The sequence below is a fragment of the Mucilaginibacter angelicae genome, from assembly GCF_042434235.1.
Taxonomy (GTDB): domain Bacteria; phylum Bacteroidota; class Bacteroidia; order Sphingobacteriales; family Sphingobacteriaceae; genus Mucilaginibacter; species Mucilaginibacter angelicae.
On sequence record NZ_JBHLTS010000022.1, the window covers coordinates 905,690 to 919,918 of the forward strand.

At 43.1% G+C, this 14,229-nt stretch carries 23 protein-coding genes; 2 read left to right on the plus strand and 21 right to left on the minus strand.

The window, feature by feature from the left end:
- Positions 1 to 2: 2 nt before the first annotated feature.
- From rpsE to ACFFGT_RS16025, 19 genes are all read right to left on the minus strand, one after another.
- Positions 3 to 521 (minus strand): 30S ribosomal protein S5, encoded by a 519-nt coding sequence (gene rpsE, locus ACFFGT_RS15935; RefSeq protein ID WP_090529238.1) that lies wholly within the window; start codon positions 519 to 521, stop codon positions 3 to 5.
- A gap of 12 nt (positions 522 to 533) precedes the next feature.
- The gene (rplR, locus tag ACFFGT_RS15940) at positions 534 to 884 is read right to left on the minus strand and encodes a 50S ribosomal protein L18 (RefSeq protein ID WP_377023523.1); all 351 of its coding nucleotides are present in this window, start codon (positions 882 to 884) and stop codon (positions 534 to 536) included.
- 5 nt (positions 885 to 889) lie between these two features.
- Complete coding sequence (rplF, locus tag ACFFGT_RS15945) at positions 890 to 1,447, minus strand: 50S ribosomal protein L6 (RefSeq protein WP_121233545.1); 558 nt, start codon at positions 1,445 to 1,447, stop codon at positions 890 to 892.
- Between the two features lie 17 nt (positions 1,448 to 1,464).
- Entirely contained in the window at positions 1,465 to 1,863 is a 399-nt protein-coding gene (rpsH, locus tag ACFFGT_RS15950; RefSeq protein ID WP_377023524.1) for a 30S ribosomal protein S8, read from the minus strand.
- A gap of 145 nt (positions 1,864 to 2,008) precedes the next feature.
- The gene (gene rpsN, locus ACFFGT_RS15955; RefSeq protein WP_090529250.1) at positions 2,009 to 2,278 is read right to left on the minus strand and encodes a 30S ribosomal protein S14; all 270 of its coding nucleotides are present in this window, start codon (positions 2,276 to 2,278) and stop codon (positions 2,009 to 2,011) included.
- Positions 2,271 to 2,834, minus strand: coding sequence for a 50S ribosomal protein L5 (gene rplE / locus ACFFGT_RS15960; RefSeq protein ID WP_090643407.1), 564 nt, complete (start codon positions 2,832 to 2,834; stop codon positions 2,271 to 2,273). Before rplE ends, rpsN begins: the two co-directional genes overlap by 8 nt.
- A complete protein-coding gene (gene rplX / locus ACFFGT_RS15965; protein ID WP_090529257.1) occupies positions 2,834 to 3,163 on the minus strand; it encodes a 50S ribosomal protein L24 in 330 nt (109 codons plus the stop codon). The genes rplE and rplX overlap by 1 nt, the downstream gene beginning before the upstream one ends.
- A gap of 1 nt (position 3,164) precedes the next feature.
- Complete coding sequence (rplN, locus tag ACFFGT_RS15970; protein WP_090529260.1) at positions 3,165 to 3,533, minus strand: 50S ribosomal protein L14; 369 nt, start codon at positions 3,531 to 3,533, stop codon at positions 3,165 to 3,167.
- Position 3,534: 1 nt separating this feature from the next.
- Positions 3,535 to 3,789: a 30S ribosomal protein S17 gene (rpsQ, locus tag ACFFGT_RS15975; RefSeq protein ID WP_413321945.1), complete on the minus strand. Its 255-nt coding sequence runs from the start codon at positions 3,787 to 3,789 to the stop codon at positions 3,535 to 3,537.
- 25 nt (positions 3,790 to 3,814) lie between these two features.
- Positions 3,815 to 4,024: a 50S ribosomal protein L29 gene (rpmC, locus tag ACFFGT_RS15980; RefSeq protein ID WP_022830221.1), complete on the minus strand. Its 210-nt coding sequence runs from the start codon at positions 4,022 to 4,024 to the stop codon at positions 3,815 to 3,817.
- A gap of 122 nt (positions 4,025 to 4,146) precedes the next feature.
- On the minus strand, positions 4,147 to 4,569 hold the full coding sequence (gene rplP, locus ACFFGT_RS15985) for a 50S ribosomal protein L16 (protein WP_090529269.1): 423 nt from the start codon (positions 4,567 to 4,569) through the stop codon (positions 4,147 to 4,149).
- Positions 4,570 to 4,619: 50 nt separating this feature from the next.
- The gene (rpsC, locus tag ACFFGT_RS15990; protein WP_377023526.1) at positions 4,620 to 5,501 is read right to left on the minus strand and encodes a 30S ribosomal protein S3; all 882 of its coding nucleotides are present in this window, start codon (positions 5,499 to 5,501) and stop codon (positions 4,620 to 4,622) included.
- A gap of 6 nt (positions 5,502 to 5,507) precedes the next feature.
- Positions 5,508 to 5,936, minus strand: a complete 429-nt coding sequence (gene rplV, locus ACFFGT_RS15995; protein WP_377023527.1) for a 50S ribosomal protein L22 — start codon at positions 5,934 to 5,936, stop codon at positions 5,508 to 5,510.
- Positions 5,937 to 5,942: 6 nt separating this feature from the next.
- Positions 5,943 to 6,209, minus strand: a complete 267-nt coding sequence (gene rpsS / locus ACFFGT_RS16000; RefSeq protein ID WP_022832979.1) for a 30S ribosomal protein S19 — start codon at positions 6,207 to 6,209, stop codon at positions 5,943 to 5,945.
- Positions 6,209 to 7,036: a 50S ribosomal protein L2 gene (rplB, locus tag ACFFGT_RS16005; RefSeq protein ID WP_377023528.1), complete on the minus strand. Its 828-nt coding sequence runs from the start codon at positions 7,034 to 7,036 to the stop codon at positions 6,209 to 6,211. The genes rpsS and rplB overlap by 1 nt, the downstream gene beginning before the upstream one ends.
- 8 nt (positions 7,037 to 7,044) lie before the next feature.
- Positions 7,045 to 7,335: a 50S ribosomal protein L23 gene (gene rplW, locus ACFFGT_RS16010; protein ID WP_377023529.1), complete on the minus strand. Its 291-nt coding sequence runs from the start codon at positions 7,333 to 7,335 to the stop codon at positions 7,045 to 7,047.
- A 6-nt stretch (positions 7,336 to 7,341) separates the two neighbouring features.
- A complete protein-coding gene (gene rplD / locus ACFFGT_RS16015; RefSeq protein WP_377023530.1) occupies positions 7,342 to 7,971 on the minus strand; it encodes a 50S ribosomal protein L4 in 630 nt (209 codons plus the stop codon).
- A gap of 1 nt (position 7,972) precedes the next feature.
- The gene (rplC, locus tag ACFFGT_RS16020; RefSeq protein WP_377023531.1) at positions 7,973 to 8,590 is read right to left on the minus strand and encodes a 50S ribosomal protein L3; all 618 of its coding nucleotides are present in this window, start codon (positions 8,588 to 8,590) and stop codon (positions 7,973 to 7,975) included.
- A 622-nt stretch (positions 8,591 to 9,212) separates the two neighbouring features.
- Positions 9,213 to 9,443, minus strand: coding sequence for a hypothetical protein (locus ACFFGT_RS16025; RefSeq protein ID WP_377023532.1), 231 nt, complete (start codon positions 9,441 to 9,443; stop codon positions 9,213 to 9,215).
- A gap of 127 nt (positions 9,444 to 9,570) precedes the next feature.
- Between ACFFGT_RS16025 and ACFFGT_RS16030 the strand changes: the two genes are divergently transcribed.
- The gene (locus ACFFGT_RS16030; protein ID WP_377023533.1) at positions 9,571 to 10,380 is read left to right on the plus strand and encodes an O-fucosyltransferase family protein; all 810 of its coding nucleotides are present in this window, start codon (positions 9,571 to 9,573) and stop codon (positions 10,378 to 10,380) included.
- Positions 10,381 to 10,407: 27 nt separating this feature from the next.
- Here the strand turns inward: ACFFGT_RS16030 and ACFFGT_RS16035 are convergent, their stop codons facing one another.
- Both ACFFGT_RS16035 and ACFFGT_RS16040 read right to left on the minus strand, forming a co-directional pair.
- Positions 10,408 to 11,400 (minus strand): phosphotransferase, encoded by a 993-nt coding sequence (locus tag ACFFGT_RS16035; RefSeq protein ID WP_377023534.1) that lies wholly within the window; start codon positions 11,398 to 11,400, stop codon positions 10,408 to 10,410.
- 228 nt (positions 11,401 to 11,628) lie between these two features.
- Entirely contained in the window at positions 11,629 to 13,335 is a 1,707-nt protein-coding gene (locus ACFFGT_RS16040) for a tetratricopeptide repeat protein (RefSeq protein WP_377023535.1), read from the minus strand.
- Between the two features lie 503 nt (positions 13,336 to 13,838).
- On the opposite strand from ACFFGT_RS16040, the gene ACFFGT_RS16045 reads away from it, so the two are divergent.
- Positions 13,839 to 14,186: an NTF2 fold immunity protein gene (locus tag ACFFGT_RS16045; RefSeq protein ID WP_377023536.1), complete on the plus strand. Its 348-nt coding sequence runs from the start codon at positions 13,839 to 13,841 to the stop codon at positions 14,184 to 14,186.
- Positions 14,187 to 14,229: the final 43 nt, after the last annotated feature.

The following is a 14,229-nucleotide window of genomic DNA, read 5'->3' on the forward strand; positions in this document are numbered from 1 at the left end:
GATTATCCGTTAAATACTTTACCTAAACTAATACCGCGCTGTTGTGCTACTGTATTTGCATCACGTAACTGGGCTAATGCCGATACGGTTGCTTTTACCACGTTGTGCGGGTTTGATGAACCTTTTGATTTTGCCAATACGTTGTGTACACCTGCCGACTCTAATACGGCACGCATAGCACCACCAGCAATTACACCGGTACCGTTAGCAGCTGGTTTAATGAAAACAAAACCACCGCTAAATTTACCAATTTGCTCATGAGGTACAGTTCCGTTAATGATTGGAACTTTTACCAGGTTCTTTTTAGCATCATCAATGCCTTTAGCAATAGCTTCAGTTACCTCTTTAGCTTTACCCAAGCCGTAACCTACAACACCGTTTTCATCACCTACTACCACAATGGCAGAGAAGCTGAAAGTACGGCCGCCCTTGGTTACTTTGGCAACACGCTGTATGCTTACCAAGCGGTCTTTTAATTCGATCTCGCTTGTTTTTACTCTTTTTATGTTGATTGTTGACATTTCTCTGTTCGATTAAAAGTTTAAACCACCTTCACGTGCACCTTCGGCCAATGACTTAACACGGCCATGGTACAGGTAACCGTTCCTGTCGAAAACCACATCTTTAATACCTGCAGCGATAGCTTTTGAAGCTACCAGTTTGCCTACAGCTACCGACTGATCTGATTTTGAACCTTCAGCGGCAAAATCTTTTGATAAAGATGATGCTGATACTAAAGTTTTACCGGTTACATCGTCAATGATCTGCGCATAAATACCTTTGTTACTTCTAAATACTGACAGGCGGGGACGCTCTGTTGACCCTGAAAGGCGTTTCCTGATGCCTTTTTTAATCCTGTCTCTTCTTGATAGTTTAGCTCCCATGACGATTATTTTTTAGATGCTGATTTACCTGCTTTTCTTCTCAATATTTCGCCTTGGAACTTGATACCTTTACCTTTGTAAGGCTCAGGAGCACGTAACGAACGTATTTTAGCTGCTACCTGGCCAATTAACTGTTTGTCAATTGATTCAAGTATGATGGTTGGGTTTTTACCCTTATCAGCAGTGGTTGTAACTTTAATTTCTTGTGGTAATTCAAATACGTAGTGGTGAGAGTAACCCAACACTAAATCTAATGTATTACCTGTATTGGTAGCACGGTAACCTACACCCACTAATTCCTGGGTCACTTTGTAACCTTCAGTTACACCTATTACCATGTTGTTTAAAAGCGCACGGTATAAACCATGTAATGCTTTGTGACGTTTTTGTTCGGACGGACGTTGAACCAGTAACTGGCCGTCTTCCTGTGCAATAGTGATATCGCTATCAATTGCCTGTTGCAACTGGCCTTTAGGACCTTTAACAGTAACAACATTCTCTGCTGATACCGTAACGGTTACTCCCTGTGGCAGTGCTATCGGTGCTTTTCCTACTCTTGACATTGCTTAAATTTCTTCTATTAATAAACGTAGCATAAAACCTCACCACCAACATTTTGCTGACGTGCCTCTTTATCAGACATAACGCCTTTTGATGTTGACAGGATGGCGATTCCTAAACCATTTAATACGCGTGGCAAATTGCTTGTACCTGCGTATTTCCTCAAACCTGGTTTACTGATACGCGAAATGCTGCGGATTGCAGAAATTTTAGTTATCGGGTGGTACTTTAAAGCAACTTTAATGCTGCCCTGAGGACCATTGTCTTCAAACTTGTAATTTGCGATGTAACCTTTGTCGAAAAGCACCTTAGTGATTTCCTTTTTCAGATTTGATGCAGGAATTTCAACAACCCGGTGGTTGGCTTTAATAGCATTCCTTACTCTTGTAAGATAATCTGCGATTGGATCTGTATTCATTTTATTGTGTTATGACGGTGGTTTCCTTCCCGTAACATCCGGGGCGACCTTCCATCGGTTAATTCATTTTTTGCTTAATGCTAAAAGCACAAAGCCTAAAGCTTTATTTGCTTTACGCTTTATGCCTTAAGCTTTCAGCTTAATATTACCAGCTTGCTTTTTTCACTCCCGGGATCTTGCCTTCAAGAGCCATTTCACGGAATGTAACACGTGAAATGCCAAACTGACGCATATAACCACGAGGGCGGCCGGTTAATTTGCAACGGTTGTGCAGTTTTACCGGTGATGATGCTTTTGGTAATTTATCTAAAGCAGCGTAATCGCCTGCTTCTTTCAAAGCAGCTCTTTTTTCAGCGTATTTAGCTACTAACTTTGCGCGCTTTACTTCACGTGCTTTTACACCTTCTTTAGCCATTGCTATTTTGATTTTTAAATGGTAATCCAAATTGTTTCAACAACTCCAATGCTTCAACATCGTTTGTTGCGGAGGTTACAAAGGTAATATCCATACCCTGAATTTTATTGATTTTGTCAATATTTATCTCAGGGAAGATAATTTGCTCAGTTATACCTAAAGTATAGTTACCTCTTCCGTCAAAACCTTTATCGTTGATGCCTTTGAAATCACGGATACGTGGCAGGGCTACAGCGATTAAACGATCCAAAAACTCATACATTGTGTTGTCACGCAGGGTAACACGTACGCCAACCGGCATATTTTTACGCAATTTAAAGTTTGAGATATCTTTTTTAGATTTTGAAGATACTGCTTGCTGACCAGTAATGGTAGTTAACTCGGTGATGGTGTTTTCGATCAATTTCTTGTCGGTAGTTGCACCACCTACACCCTGGTTAATGGCAATTTTCTCCAATTTAGGAACCTGCATTACGCTTTTGTACTGAAATTTATCTTTCAGCGCGGTGCGGATCTCGTCCTTGTATTTTGTTTTTAATCTTGGTACGTAAGTCATTACTTAATTTCCTCCCCTGATTTTTTTGCTACCCTTACTAATTTGCCGGCGTCATTTTTTTGACGGCCAACACGGGTTGTATTACCTGTTTTAGGATCAACCAGCATTAGGTTTGAAATATGTATAGCAGCTTCTTGTTTAACAATTCCGCCGTTAGGGTTAGCAGCATTAGGCTTAGTATGTTTTGATACCATATTGGCACCTTCAACAATAGCCCTGTTCTTATCTACCAAAACCTCAACTATTTTACCTTGTGATCCTTTTGAATCGCCGGCAATAACTTTAACCAGGTCGCCCTTACGGATCTTTAATTTTACTTTCTTTTCCATGTTACAATACCTCCGGTGCTAATGATACAATTTTCATAAATTGTTTCTCGCGCAGTTCCCTTGCAACAGGGCCAAAGATACGTGTACCTCTTGGCTCGTCCTGGTTGTTTAACAACACAGCTGCGTTATCGTCGAAACGGATATATGAACCGTCTTTTCTGCGGATCTCTTTTTTAGTGCGCACAACCACGGCTTTCGATACGGTACCTTTTTTCACGTTACCTGATGGTAAAGCGCTTTTTACGGTAACCACAATTTTATCGCCGATTGATGCATACCTTTTACCGGTACCACCTAATACACGGATCACTAAAACTTCTTTAGCGCCGCTATTGTCGGCTACTGTTAATCTTGATTCCTGTTGTACCATCTTATTTAGCCCTTTCTAAAATTTCAACTAATCGCCAGTTCTTGGTTTTGCTCAGCGGGCGGGTTTCCATGATCAATACTGTATCGCCTACGCCACAAGTATTAGTTTCATCATGAGCCTTAAATTTGGTAGTCTTTTTTACGAACTTACCGTAGATAGGGTGTTTCACCTTACGTTCAACGGCTACAACGATAGATTTTTCCATCTTGTTGCTAACTACGAGGCCGGTACGTGTTTTTCTTAAATTTCTTTCCAATTCCATTTTCTGAATGTTTAAAAAATTAATTCTTATCAGAAGCGGCCGCCGCTTTACGTTTTGTTAATTCAGTATTTAACTGAGCAATTCCCTTGCGTACTTTTGTTATACGGGATGGATTCTCAATAGCTGAAACAGCATGAGCGAATTTCAATTTGGTAAGGGTAGCCCTTTCCTCGCTGATCTTTGCAACAATCTCTTCAGTTGATAGGCCCAAAATTTCTGAGTTCTTCATTTTTCTTTGTTATTTGTTGTCTGTTGGTAAGTTTAAACGTTGTATCGTTTCATTTGATGGGTGAAATTCGGCATCTAACTTCACAACATTAAAACTTTACAACTCTCAACTAACTCCTCAATTTATGCTTCTACGTAATCCCTACGTACAATAAATTTAGTTTGCACTGGTAATTTCTGTGCTGCAAGGCGTAAAGCCTCTTTAGCAACTTCCAAAGGCACGCCTTCGGCTTCAAAAATGATCCTTCCGGGGCGTACTACCGCAACCCAGTATTCAGGAGCACCTTTACCTTTACCCATACGTACCTCTGCAGGTTTCTTGGTTACAGGTTTGTCAGGGAATATCCTGATCCAAACCTGGCCTTCACGTTTCATAAAACGTGTTACAGCGATACGTGCAGCCTCGATCTGACGGCTGGTAATCCATGCCGCTTCGAGTGATTTAACACCAAAAGATCCGAATGAAAGTTCAGCACCACGAGTGGCTAAACCTTTCATCCTGCCTTTTTGCATCTTTCTGAACTTCGTTCTTTTTGGCTGTAGCATTTTCTTAAGCTTTTATATCGTTATTCGATATTTGTCTTCTACTCTAATTATTATCTCTTTCCCGGGCCACCTGGACGGTTTCCACCTTGTCCACCCGGACGGTTTCCACCTTGACCACCCGGACGGTTTCCGCCCTGGCCACCGCCACGACGATCGCCACCTGGTTTCCTGTCGCCACGACGCTCACCGCCGCGCTCGCCGCCTCTTTCGTTACCACGGCCACCAAAACCTGGTGCACCGCCTTCTGGCCTGCCACCTTTGCCGCTTGCGCTGCTGGTACCGCCAATGTTTGGAGAAAGATCGCGTTTGCCGTAAACTTCACCCTTACAAATCCATACTTTAACACCTATTTTACCATAGGTAGTTAATGCTTCTGCAAGTGCATAGTCAATGTCGGCGCGGAAAGTGTGCAAAGGAATCCTGCCTTCTTTATATTGCTCGCTACGTGCCATCTCAGCGCCACCTAAACGGCCTGATGTCATTACCTTGATACCTTCGGCACCCATACGCATGGTTGCAGCGATTGTGGTTTTCATGGCACGACGGAAAGAGATACGTGCTTCTAATTGTTTTGCAATGCCTTCTGCTACTAATTGTGCATCAAGCTCAGGGCGTTTGATCTCAAAAATGTTGATCTGAACTTCCTTTTTGGTAAGTTTTTTCAACTCTTCTTTGATCTTGTCAACTTCCTGACCGCCTTTACCGATCACAATACCCGGACGGGCAGTGTGGATAGTTACGGTAATGCGTTTTAAAGTACGCTCAATAACTACTTTAGATACACCACCTTTAGCAATACGAGCTGAAAGGTATTTGCGGATTTTTTCGTCTTCAACTAATTTGTCGGAGTAGTTGTTACCACCGAACCAGTTAGAATCCCAACCTCTGATGATTCCTAACCTGTTACCTATTGGATGTGCTTTCTGTCCCATTTCAAATTAATTGTTATCGTTTTTACTATCCACAATAAGTGTTACGTGGTTTGAGCGTTTGCGGATACGGTATCCCCTTCCTTGCGGAGCAGGGCGTAACCTCTTTAACTGGCGACCACCGCCTACAGATACTTCTTTAACATATAAAGCGCTGTCTTCAACACGTTTGCCTTCGTTTTTTGCTTCCCAGTTTTTGATGGCTGATAACAAAAGTTTCTCTACACGAATAGCAGCTTCTTTGTTAGTAAATTTTAATATGTATAACGCTTTCTCAACGTTTTCTCCACGGATCAAATCAACCACCAAACGCATTTTGCGTGGTGAAGTTGGACAGTCCTGTAACTTAGCAACAGAAGCGCCGCCTACAAGAGCTTTCGCAGCTTCTTTTTGTTGCCTGATCAGTACAGACTTTTTAATTTTTGTTGTTGCTTCCATTGCCTGTTATTTTTTCTTTTCTGCGTGTCCGCGGAATGTACGGGTTGGTGCAAACTCTCCCAGCTTGTGACCAACCATATTTTCTGTTACGTACACAGGGATAAACTTGTTACCGTTGTGTACAGCGAATGTATGACCAACGAAATCAGGAGAGATCATGGAACGACGTGACCATGTTTTTACAACTGATTTTTTATTTGCATCATTCAGCACCATAACTTTCTTATCTAAGTTATGATCGATGTAAGGTCCTTTTTTTATTGAACGAGCCATTATTTCTTCCTTCTTTCAATGATGTAACGATCCGATGATTTCTTCTTGTCACGAGTTTTGTAGCCTTTAGCCAATAAACCTTTACGTGAACGTGGATGACCACCTGAGGCACGGCCTTCACCACCACCCATAGGGTGATCTACCGGGTTCATGGCTACACCACGTACCCTTGGCCTGCGGCCTAACCAACGCTTCCTGCCTGCTTTACCCAACACCGCATTTGCTCTTTCGCCATTTGAAACGGTACCGATAGTTGCCAAACAGCTTGACAGGATCATACGTGTTTCGCCTGAAGGCAATTTGATGATGGCATATTTACCATCACGTGCTGATAACTGAGCATATGTACCGGCGCTGCGGGCAATTACACCACCCTGACCAGGATTTAACTCAATGTTGTGGATAATTGAACCAAGCGGGATGTTTTTCAAAGGCATGGTATTACCAACCTCTGGAGCTGCGCTCTCGCCTGCTACTACCATAGTGCCTACTGTAAGGCCTTCCGGAGCAATCATGTATCTTTTTTCGCCATCAACAAAATGTAACAGGGCTATACGTGCCGAACGGTTAGGATCGTACTCGATAGTTGCAACTTTTGCAGGGATGTCAAATTTATTACGTTTAAAATCAATTAACCTGTATGCTTGTTTATGACCACCACCCATGTAGCGCATAGTCATTTTACCGCTGTTGTTACGACCGCCCGATCTTGTGTTGGCTGCTACAACCAACGACTTTTCAGGAACGTTTGTTGTAATATCTGAGTTAGATACATCAACTCTGAAGCGGGTACCCGGGGTAACCGGTTTAAATCTCTTTACTGCCATCTCTATAATTATATATTGCTGTAAAAATCAATTACTTCACCGTCTTTCAAAGTAATAATCGCTTTTTTGTAAGTAGCAGCGCGGCCAGATACGGCGCCTGCCTTAGTGTTGCGAGTTTTTAGTTTGCCGACGTATTTCATGGTGTTTACCGCCGTAACGTTTACACCGTACATTGCCTCAATGGCACTTTTGATCTGAATTTTGTTAGCCCTGTGATCAACTTTGAAAGCATAACGATTAAGCTTTTCAGTTAACTGAGTAACTTTTTCAGTAAGTAGGGGTTGTTTTAAAATTTCCATAATTACTTAAGCTAATGCTTCCTCCAAAGTTTTAACAGCACCTGCAGTTAATAACAGTTTGCCTGCGTTTAACACATCATAAGTGTTAAGCTGCTCAACTGAAATAACTTTGGTTTTTTTCAGGTTTCTGCTTGATAAATACACATTGTTATTTTCGGCACCTGCAATTACTAATAATGTTTTTTCATTAGTAACATTCAGATCGGCCTGCATTTTAATGTAAGTTTTAGTTTTGATGCTATCGAAGCTAAAATCTTCCAGTACTAAAATGTTGTTATCTTTTGCTTTGTATGATAAAGCTGATTTACGGGCCAGTGATTTAAGCTTTTTGTTTAATTTAAAGCTGTAATCGCGTGGTTGCGGACCGAATACACGGCCACCACCATTAAACAATGGTGATTTGATACCACCGGCACGGGCACCGCCTGTACCTTTTTGTTTATATAATTTGCGGGTTGAACCTGCAATTTCATTACGCTGTTTTGACTTGTGTGTACCCTGACGCTGATTAGCAAGAAATTGCTTAACATCAAGATAGATAGCGTGATCATTTGGCTCAATACCGAAAACCGACTCAGGAAGCTGCACCTTGGCACCTGTTTCTTTACCTGATACGTTCAATACGTTAATTTCCATCTTATTTATCCACTATTACGAATGAACCCTTAGCTCCGGGGATGGAACCTTTAACTACTAACAGATTCTGCTCAGCGAACACTTTAACCACTTGTAAGTTTTGTGTTTTAACGCGAACGTTTCCGGTTTGACCTGCCATGCGCATACCTTTAAATACGCGTGATGGCCATGATGACGCTCCCAATGAACCTGGCGCACGTAAACGATTGTGCTGACCGTGAGTTTGCATACCCACACCACCAAAACCGTGACGTTTTACCACACCCTGAAAACCTTTACCTTTTGAGGTACCAACCACATCCACAAAATCTCCCGCAGCAAAAATCTCGACAGTAACGGTGTCGCCTAATGATTTTTGATCTTCGAAAGTTTTGAATTCAACAAGTTTCCTTTTTGGAGTTGTACCTGCTTTTTGGAAGTGACCTTTTAACGGTCCAGAAGTGTTTTTTTCCTTTTTGTCGCCATATGCCAGCTGTACAGCTGCATATCCATCGGTATCCACAGATTTGATCTGGGTTACCACGCAAGGGCCAGCTTCGATCACAGTACAAGGGATATTCTTCCCTGTCTCGTCGAAAATGCTGGTCATTCCTACTTTTTTACCAATAATTCCTGACATTTTCTTAATTTGTTTGTGTCCATCGAAGCAGTAGGGCTTCGTTCAAGACATATTTCTCCCCCGAAAGGGACGGCAAAGATAGAAACTTTGTATTAATTATCAAATAGTTAGTAGGTTATTTTTTTATAATTTTTGCATCCGCGTTTTAACATATGTTTGAAAGGTATTTGGCTAAGCATTAGCCGGTTTGATTTTTTGACTTTTCGGGGCAATTTTGGAGGCCTGGTTACTGCATCACCAGGTTGACGGCGTAAAACGGAAGATGGGCTGGGGAAATTTTTAAGAATTGATGGGATTTGGGAGGGAAGAATAGCTTCCAACATTATGCTTGTACCGATAGCCTGTCTACACGATTTATCTGAGAAGCTGTTTAAAAATGCAAAATATTCATTGCCGTTGGTTTTAACCAACGGTAAACAAGTTGAAAAGTCTTGGCTTTAGCCTAATTATGCAAGCGGATTTGGGCTGAAGCCCTCTTATTGCTATTCATTATTCCGTTGGTTAAAACCAACGGCAATGAAATTTCATCTATCCGTAAACTATATTTATCAATTTTAAACAGCTTCTTAGCGCCTTCGCGAGTTTTTTTAATTCACGAACAAAAGCCGGAGTTGGCAATATCTTAAAGCTCATCCAGTAATTCTTCTATAGTTTTTGCCTCAACCTTACCCTCTTGGTGTAGCCTGACAAAATTTACAGATTCCTCCAGATCATCTAATACCTGCTTTTTCTTTGCAGCTCCTTTTGTTTTTTTGTCTTCCTTTATAGAAATAACCTTCCCACCTAACTGCTCAACCAGGTCGGCCAACGTTTTTCCTGCCTTTTCGGGTATTTCGATTGTAAGCGTTGTCATATAACAAATTTAATCATTTGTTTAGCACCTCGCTGGCCGGCCATTAAATAACAATACCCCACAAACTTAAATTCCCCCTTTCTCCTGCCCCGATTATTCCCTATACTTATACCCGATAAATACAGGTATGATCTATTTAGAACCACAGGGCGGACTGGCCAACAGGATACGGGTTATTGCCAACGGCATCTGGCTTAAGCGCAAGCTTAACACCCAGCTGTATGTAATATGGAATGAAACGCATGAGCTTAACTGTCCATATCATCTGCTGCTCGAACCTGTAGCCGATTTTACCATCATCCCCAAAAAAAACGCCTTTAAATATGTAATGCGTACTGCCCAGCCCGATACCCAAACCCGGCTGAAAGCTAAATTAAAAAATGCCCTTGCCGGGATAGACCTTTGCATTACCGACGAAGACCACCCCTTCACTGATATTTATGAAACTGCCCGAAACCATAAGCGCATCTATATAAAAACCTGCCAGCGTTTTACTGATGACCTTGCCGGGTTTAAACTTTTTAAACCGGTAGCACCACTTAACGATAAGATCAGGGAGCTGGCTAACAGTATTGGCCCCAAAGCCGTGGGGGTGCAGATCCGCCGTACGGATAATACAATGGCTATAGCCCACAGCCCGCTGAAGTTATTTATAAAGCGGATGCAGGAATTAATTGCCGCCGATAATGACACCTGCTTTTTTCTGGCCACCGACGATTTGGGCGTTGAACAGGAGCTAAAGACAATATTTGGTGCAAGGATAATAAGCCCCCCGAAAGACCTCAGCCGTCAAACTGTTACCGGCATCCAGGCCGCGGTGGTTGATATCTTTACGCTTACCGGCACCAGCCGGATCCTGGGCTCATACTGGAGCTCATTTTCGGAAGTGGCGGCATGGATGGGAAACGCGGAACTGGAGGTGATCAAAAAAGGATAATATAAGCATACGTTAAGCCTTTCAACCTTATGCAATTTTATAGCAGGCAACAATACTTAACGAATCCTCAAGCCTTTGCAAATGCATGTTGTTACGCAGCTGCTCCATATGCACTAAAGCATATAACAGCCTGGCATCCATATCGGCCAAACTGATCCTTCCCGCCCAGATCTTATCATGAAATTCCCGGAAACCGGGTTTAGGATTCTCAAAATCAATTGACTTGCCTGCTGCTTTACCCACTAACATAAACACAATGAAGTAAAACAAATGGAGCACCTGCCGCATTAAAAAAAAGCACGCGTGCTGGTATTCATCAGCTTCGGTACCAAAATAAGCTTTGAGGAAATCCTTTTCGTCGGCATCATTCCTTACTACAAAATTAGCGGCAATTGCGAGGTCAACATAGCGGTCATTCAAAAAGGCCGCTTCCCAGTCAACCAGCCATACTCGTTTGCCATCGTATAATGTATTCTCAGGTTTGAGGTCGTTATGGCAGGCCACCAGGTCATGGCTGTTACGCGGGTATATGTTTTTGATTTTTTTATAAAGGTAAAAAAAATCGGCGGTCATGCTTGCGGGCATTATTTCGGCCGCCTGAAACTTTTCAATAAACTCCCCTACTTTATCAATGTAACTCATCCGGTAGGGGAAAGGCGGCAGCGCGTGTAATTGTCTGAGCAGACCGGGAATCTTCAATTTAGCTTCTTCCTGCGCAAAAGGTTTTGCTTCAATAAAGCCGGTGATGGCAATCCTGTCGTTTACACTGGTATACCAAACATGGGGCGCAATTCCTGCATCGGCAGCCGCTTTCATACAGGCATACTCATTTGTTGGATCGGCCAGGGCATCGGTACGGGTAATGATGCGGAGCAAATAAGGTTTTCCCAGCACCAACATCCTAAAAACCAGCGCCGATGAAAGGCCGGCAGTTAATTCACGAAGATCTTCAAATTCATGCACGCCAAAGGTTACCTGCAAGGCGTGACTAACAGCTGCTTTTTTGCTTTCCGGGATCATAAAAATGAGGATGTAAACAGGGTTTATTAACCAAATGTATACACGCTTTTTTATTTAAAACCGCTTAAAGAAGTATATTTTTTTCGGCGAAATTTATTAACGGTTTCTGCGTTAACCCAATATAGGGCTGCTGATTCGGACATTGAAAACCACTTTCAAATATTTGGATAAAAGCAATTTACAGGAACCTGATATTCGCTTTGCCCCCCCGCTTAATGGTCCTCATTACTAATTAGTAACCACCGAACTTGCCGGCACCTCATCGGCATGCGAAAACGAGCGGGTAAAGCCGGCCTTATAATAAGGCAGCTTTTCGGAACGGTTTTGTGCTTTTAAGCTTTGGTACATGCCTAACATCGACCAGCCGTTGCCCGGGTTGCGCTCCAGGTCTTCGCGGTAAACCTGTTCGGCCTGCGGGTTATAATCAGTTTTGAGCAGGTAAGCACCCATGAACTGCCGTGCCGGGATAGGCCATTCGGCAGGCTCAGCGTAAATCATGTTGTCTTCCACCTCCACTGCTTTTTTAAAGGCGGCCATCCCTTCATCAAACTTATTCCGGCCCAGTAAAATAGCGCCGTCCAGTATGTTTTCGGCAATGGTTGCCCCTTCTAAAGCGGTATTAAAGGGAATGTGCCGTTGCTTTAAGGAGGGGTCGTTAAGCCGGGCCCGCAGTAATGCAAGCTGGGCAACAGCCGAATCCTGCCCGCCGGTATACAGAAAAGCCATTCCGCGGGCAAAATGGTACAGCACGCGCGCATAAGCCCATTGGCCGTTGGGGCCAATGCTGTCTTTCAGCAGTTCGTGCCACTTGCCAAGGCGCACCATAGTAATCACAGGCATCATATACAGGTATTGCGAATAAGTATCTCCTGCCGAAGGTTTTACCGCATTACGGCAGCGCAGTGCAGCTTCCATTCCCCTTTCATACATGGCCCCGTTAAAAGCACAAAGCGTTTCGACTGCGTAAAAGTGCGAGTTGATTTTAGTAAGACTGATGTTTTTTACCAGGTTGGCATAGGTAACAATGCATTTAGCCGCCTTTTCGTTAGCATCCACCCCCTGAAAATATAAACCGTTGCGCTGGTAAACATGGCTCGACATATGTACCATATGCCCGATACCGGGGAACAGCTTTTTTAAAGCCCCCGCATTGGCCAGCGCCGCGCCGGGATTGCGCGAAGCCTCGGTTAAGTGGATATAATAATGCAGCGCCGCCGGATGTTCCGGGCTCGTATTTAAAACCCCTCTGCAAATTGTAACCAGTTCGGCAGTCCATGGTTTGTCGGTACCATCAGGTGCCCAAAAATCCCAGGGGTGAATGAGCATCTCGGCATCAATGTACAGCATTTTAAGGTCGGCATCGGCCGGGTAAGCCTGCATCAGCTTTTTCATACCCTGTGCATAGGCATCATTATCGCTGGCCTTACTCCCGGCCTCCGGGTAACGCAGGTTCATCACAGCAATCAGTTCCTTTTCCTTTTCAGGGGCATTACCGGCAACGGCATTCATCTGTTTTAAAACAAGGGGCAAGCCGGCAGGTGCAACATAAGGTCCGCCGGCATTATAGTAAGGGCCAAGACTTAAAGCCTGCCCCCACCAGGCCATAGCTGCCGAAGGATCAAAGCGCGATGCTTCTTTGAACGAAGCAAATGCCTCCTTCATGTGGTAGCTGTAATACATGGTTAAACCCTGGTTAAAATAAAACCGGGCGCTGTCATTACGGGCAGCTATGGCATAGCTATAATGCCCCCAGCCGGGTAAGTGCTGTATAAATTTGCCGTTCCCCGCCGTATCCACATTATCCACTGCACCTGATCCGCACATTACCGGGGTTGCAATTTTTACCGGCACTGCCGATCTTTTGGCTTGAAAGGCAAACAGGTATGTAGCGAACAACACTACAGGAAACACAAATAACAGCGATACCTTTTTCATCTTCAGCTTTTTTAAAACAACAAATTGAAAACCGGGGAGGATAATTAACTGGTTATGAAAACTTATACTAATATAAGGTATTGTGAGCGGGATTGGGCAGGGAAGAAAATATTGTTTAAGTTTAAGGCAGGTAAATGTATAGGAGAGCTTTATTTAGGGTTTCTAACATTGATCAGGTATACAATTCTTGTTTGAAGCACCAGATAATGGCGTTGCCTGCGGCCCGGGCTTTACGCTGCAAATCCTCGCCTTGCCTGCCCGCAAAGGCCGGCCCGCGCTGTGGGTTTTCCGCTGCAATCCCTAACGCGGAGGTTGTGAAAGATTTGGATAATTAATAGAAACGCTGTAACAGCACAAAAAACAAAATCAGGTTCCATTACAATAATCCTATTGCAATTATAAATTTGTTTATAACACCCCCCTTCGCTGATGCGCGAGTGCACCAGCTTGGAATAAACACCATTTTTATACATGGTTACAAATAAATCCTAACATCAAAATTTATGAAAAAAATCGTAGACAAAACAATACGCAATTTAAATTTCTCTTTTATTATATTACTTATTCTTACAAGTTTAGCCTGCAGGCATAAATCGACCGATACTGATTATAACTATGATCCAGTAACCAAAGGCTATGTTCCGAACGAGGAAACCGCTATAAGAATTGCAGAAGCGGTGTGGCTCCCGATTTATGGGACAGATGTTCTTGACGAAAAACCATTTATCGCAAAATTAAGTGGCAATGTATGGACAGTATTCGGTACTCTTCACGCAAACCACGGTGGAACTGCGTTCATCAAATTACAAAAAAGTGACGGGCGAATCATTTCTATTGGGCATCAGAAATAGTTATTGTTGTTATTCATAAACCTATGGTGATCAGATTGTAAGA

What these genes read in the sequence shown, in the direction of transcription:
- rplV (WP_377023527.1), bottom strand. Translation starts at nt 5,936, where the DNA reads ATGGAAGCAACAACAAAAATTAAAAAGTCTGTACTGATCAGGCAACAA.
- rplN (WP_090529260.1), bottom strand. Translation starts at nt 3,533, where the DNA reads ATGGTACAACAGGAATCAAGATTAACAGTAGCCGACAATAGCGGCGCT.
- rplB (WP_377023528.1), bottom strand. Translation starts at nt 7,036, where the DNA reads ATGGCAGTAAAGAGATTTAAACCGGTTACCCCGGGTACCCGCTTCAGA.
- ACFFGT_RS16025 (WP_377023532.1), bottom strand. Translation starts at nt 9,443, where the DNA reads ATGACAACGCTTACAATCGAAATACCCGAAAAGGCAGGAAAAACGTTG.
- rplF (WP_121233545.1), bottom strand. Translation starts at nt 1,447, where the DNA reads ATGTCAAGAGTAGGAAAAGCACCGATAGCACTGCCACAGGGAGTAACC.
- rplC (WP_377023531.1), bottom strand. Translation starts at nt 8,590, where the DNA reads ATGTCAGGAATTATTGGTAAAAAAGTAGGAATGACCAGCATTTTCGAC.
- ACFFGT_RS16030 (WP_377023533.1), top strand. Translation starts at nt 9,571, where the DNA reads ATGATCTATTTAGAACCACAGGGCGGACTGGCCAACAGGATACGGGTT.
- rpsH (WP_377023524.1), bottom strand. Translation starts at nt 1,863, where the DNA reads ATGAATACAGATCCAATCGCAGATTATCTTACAAGAGTAAGGAATGCT.
- rpsE (WP_090529238.1), bottom strand. Translation starts at nt 521, where the DNA reads ATGTCAACAATCAACATAAAAAGAGTAAAAACAAGCGAGATCGAATTA.
- ACFFGT_RS16045 (WP_377023536.1), top strand. Translation starts at nt 13,839, where the DNA reads ATGAAAAAAATCGTAGACAAAACAATACGCAATTTAAATTTCTCTTTT.
- rpsC (WP_377023526.1), bottom strand. Translation starts at nt 5,501, where the DNA reads ATGGGACAGAAAGCACATCCAATAGGTAACAGGTTAGGAATCATCAGA.
- rpsS (WP_022832979.1), bottom strand. Translation starts at nt 6,209, where the DNA reads ATGGCTCGTTCAATAAAAAAAGGACCTTACATCGATCATAACTTAGAT.
- rplX (WP_090529257.1), bottom strand. Translation starts at nt 3,163, where the DNA reads ATGGAAAAGAAAGTAAAATTAAAGATCCGTAAGGGCGACCTGGTTAAA.
- rplW (WP_377023529.1), bottom strand. Translation starts at nt 7,335, where the DNA reads ATGGAAATTTTAAAACAACCCCTACTTACTGAAAAAGTTACTCAGTTA.
- rplR (WP_377023523.1), bottom strand. Translation starts at nt 884, where the DNA reads ATGGGAGCTAAACTATCAAGAAGAGACAGGATTAAAAAAGGCATCAGG.
- rpmC (WP_022830221.1), bottom strand. Translation starts at nt 4,024, where the DNA reads ATGAAGAACTCAGAAATTTTGGGCCTATCAACTGAAGAGATTGTTGCA.
- rplP (WP_090529269.1), bottom strand. Translation starts at nt 4,569, where the DNA reads ATGCTACAGCCAAAAAGAACGAAGTTCAGAAAGATGCAAAAAGGCAGG.
- ACFFGT_RS16040 (WP_377023535.1), bottom strand. Translation starts at nt 13,335, where the DNA reads ATGAAAAAGGTATCGCTGTTATTTGTGTTTCCTGTAGTGTTGTTCGCT.
- rpsN (WP_090529250.1), bottom strand. Translation starts at nt 2,278, where the DNA reads ATGGCTAAAGAAGGTGTAAAAGCACGTGAAGTAAAGCGCGCAAAGTTA.
- ACFFGT_RS16035 (WP_377023534.1), bottom strand. Translation starts at nt 11,400, where the DNA reads ATGATCCCGGAAAGCAAAAAAGCAGCTGTTAGTCACGCCTTGCAGGTA.
- rplD (WP_377023530.1), bottom strand. Translation starts at nt 7,971, where the DNA reads ATGGAAATTAACGTATTGAACGTATCAGGTAAAGAAACAGGTGCCAAG.
- rplE (WP_090643407.1), bottom strand. Translation starts at nt 2,834, where the DNA reads ATGACTTACGTACCAAGATTAAAAACAAAATACAAGGACGAGATCCGC.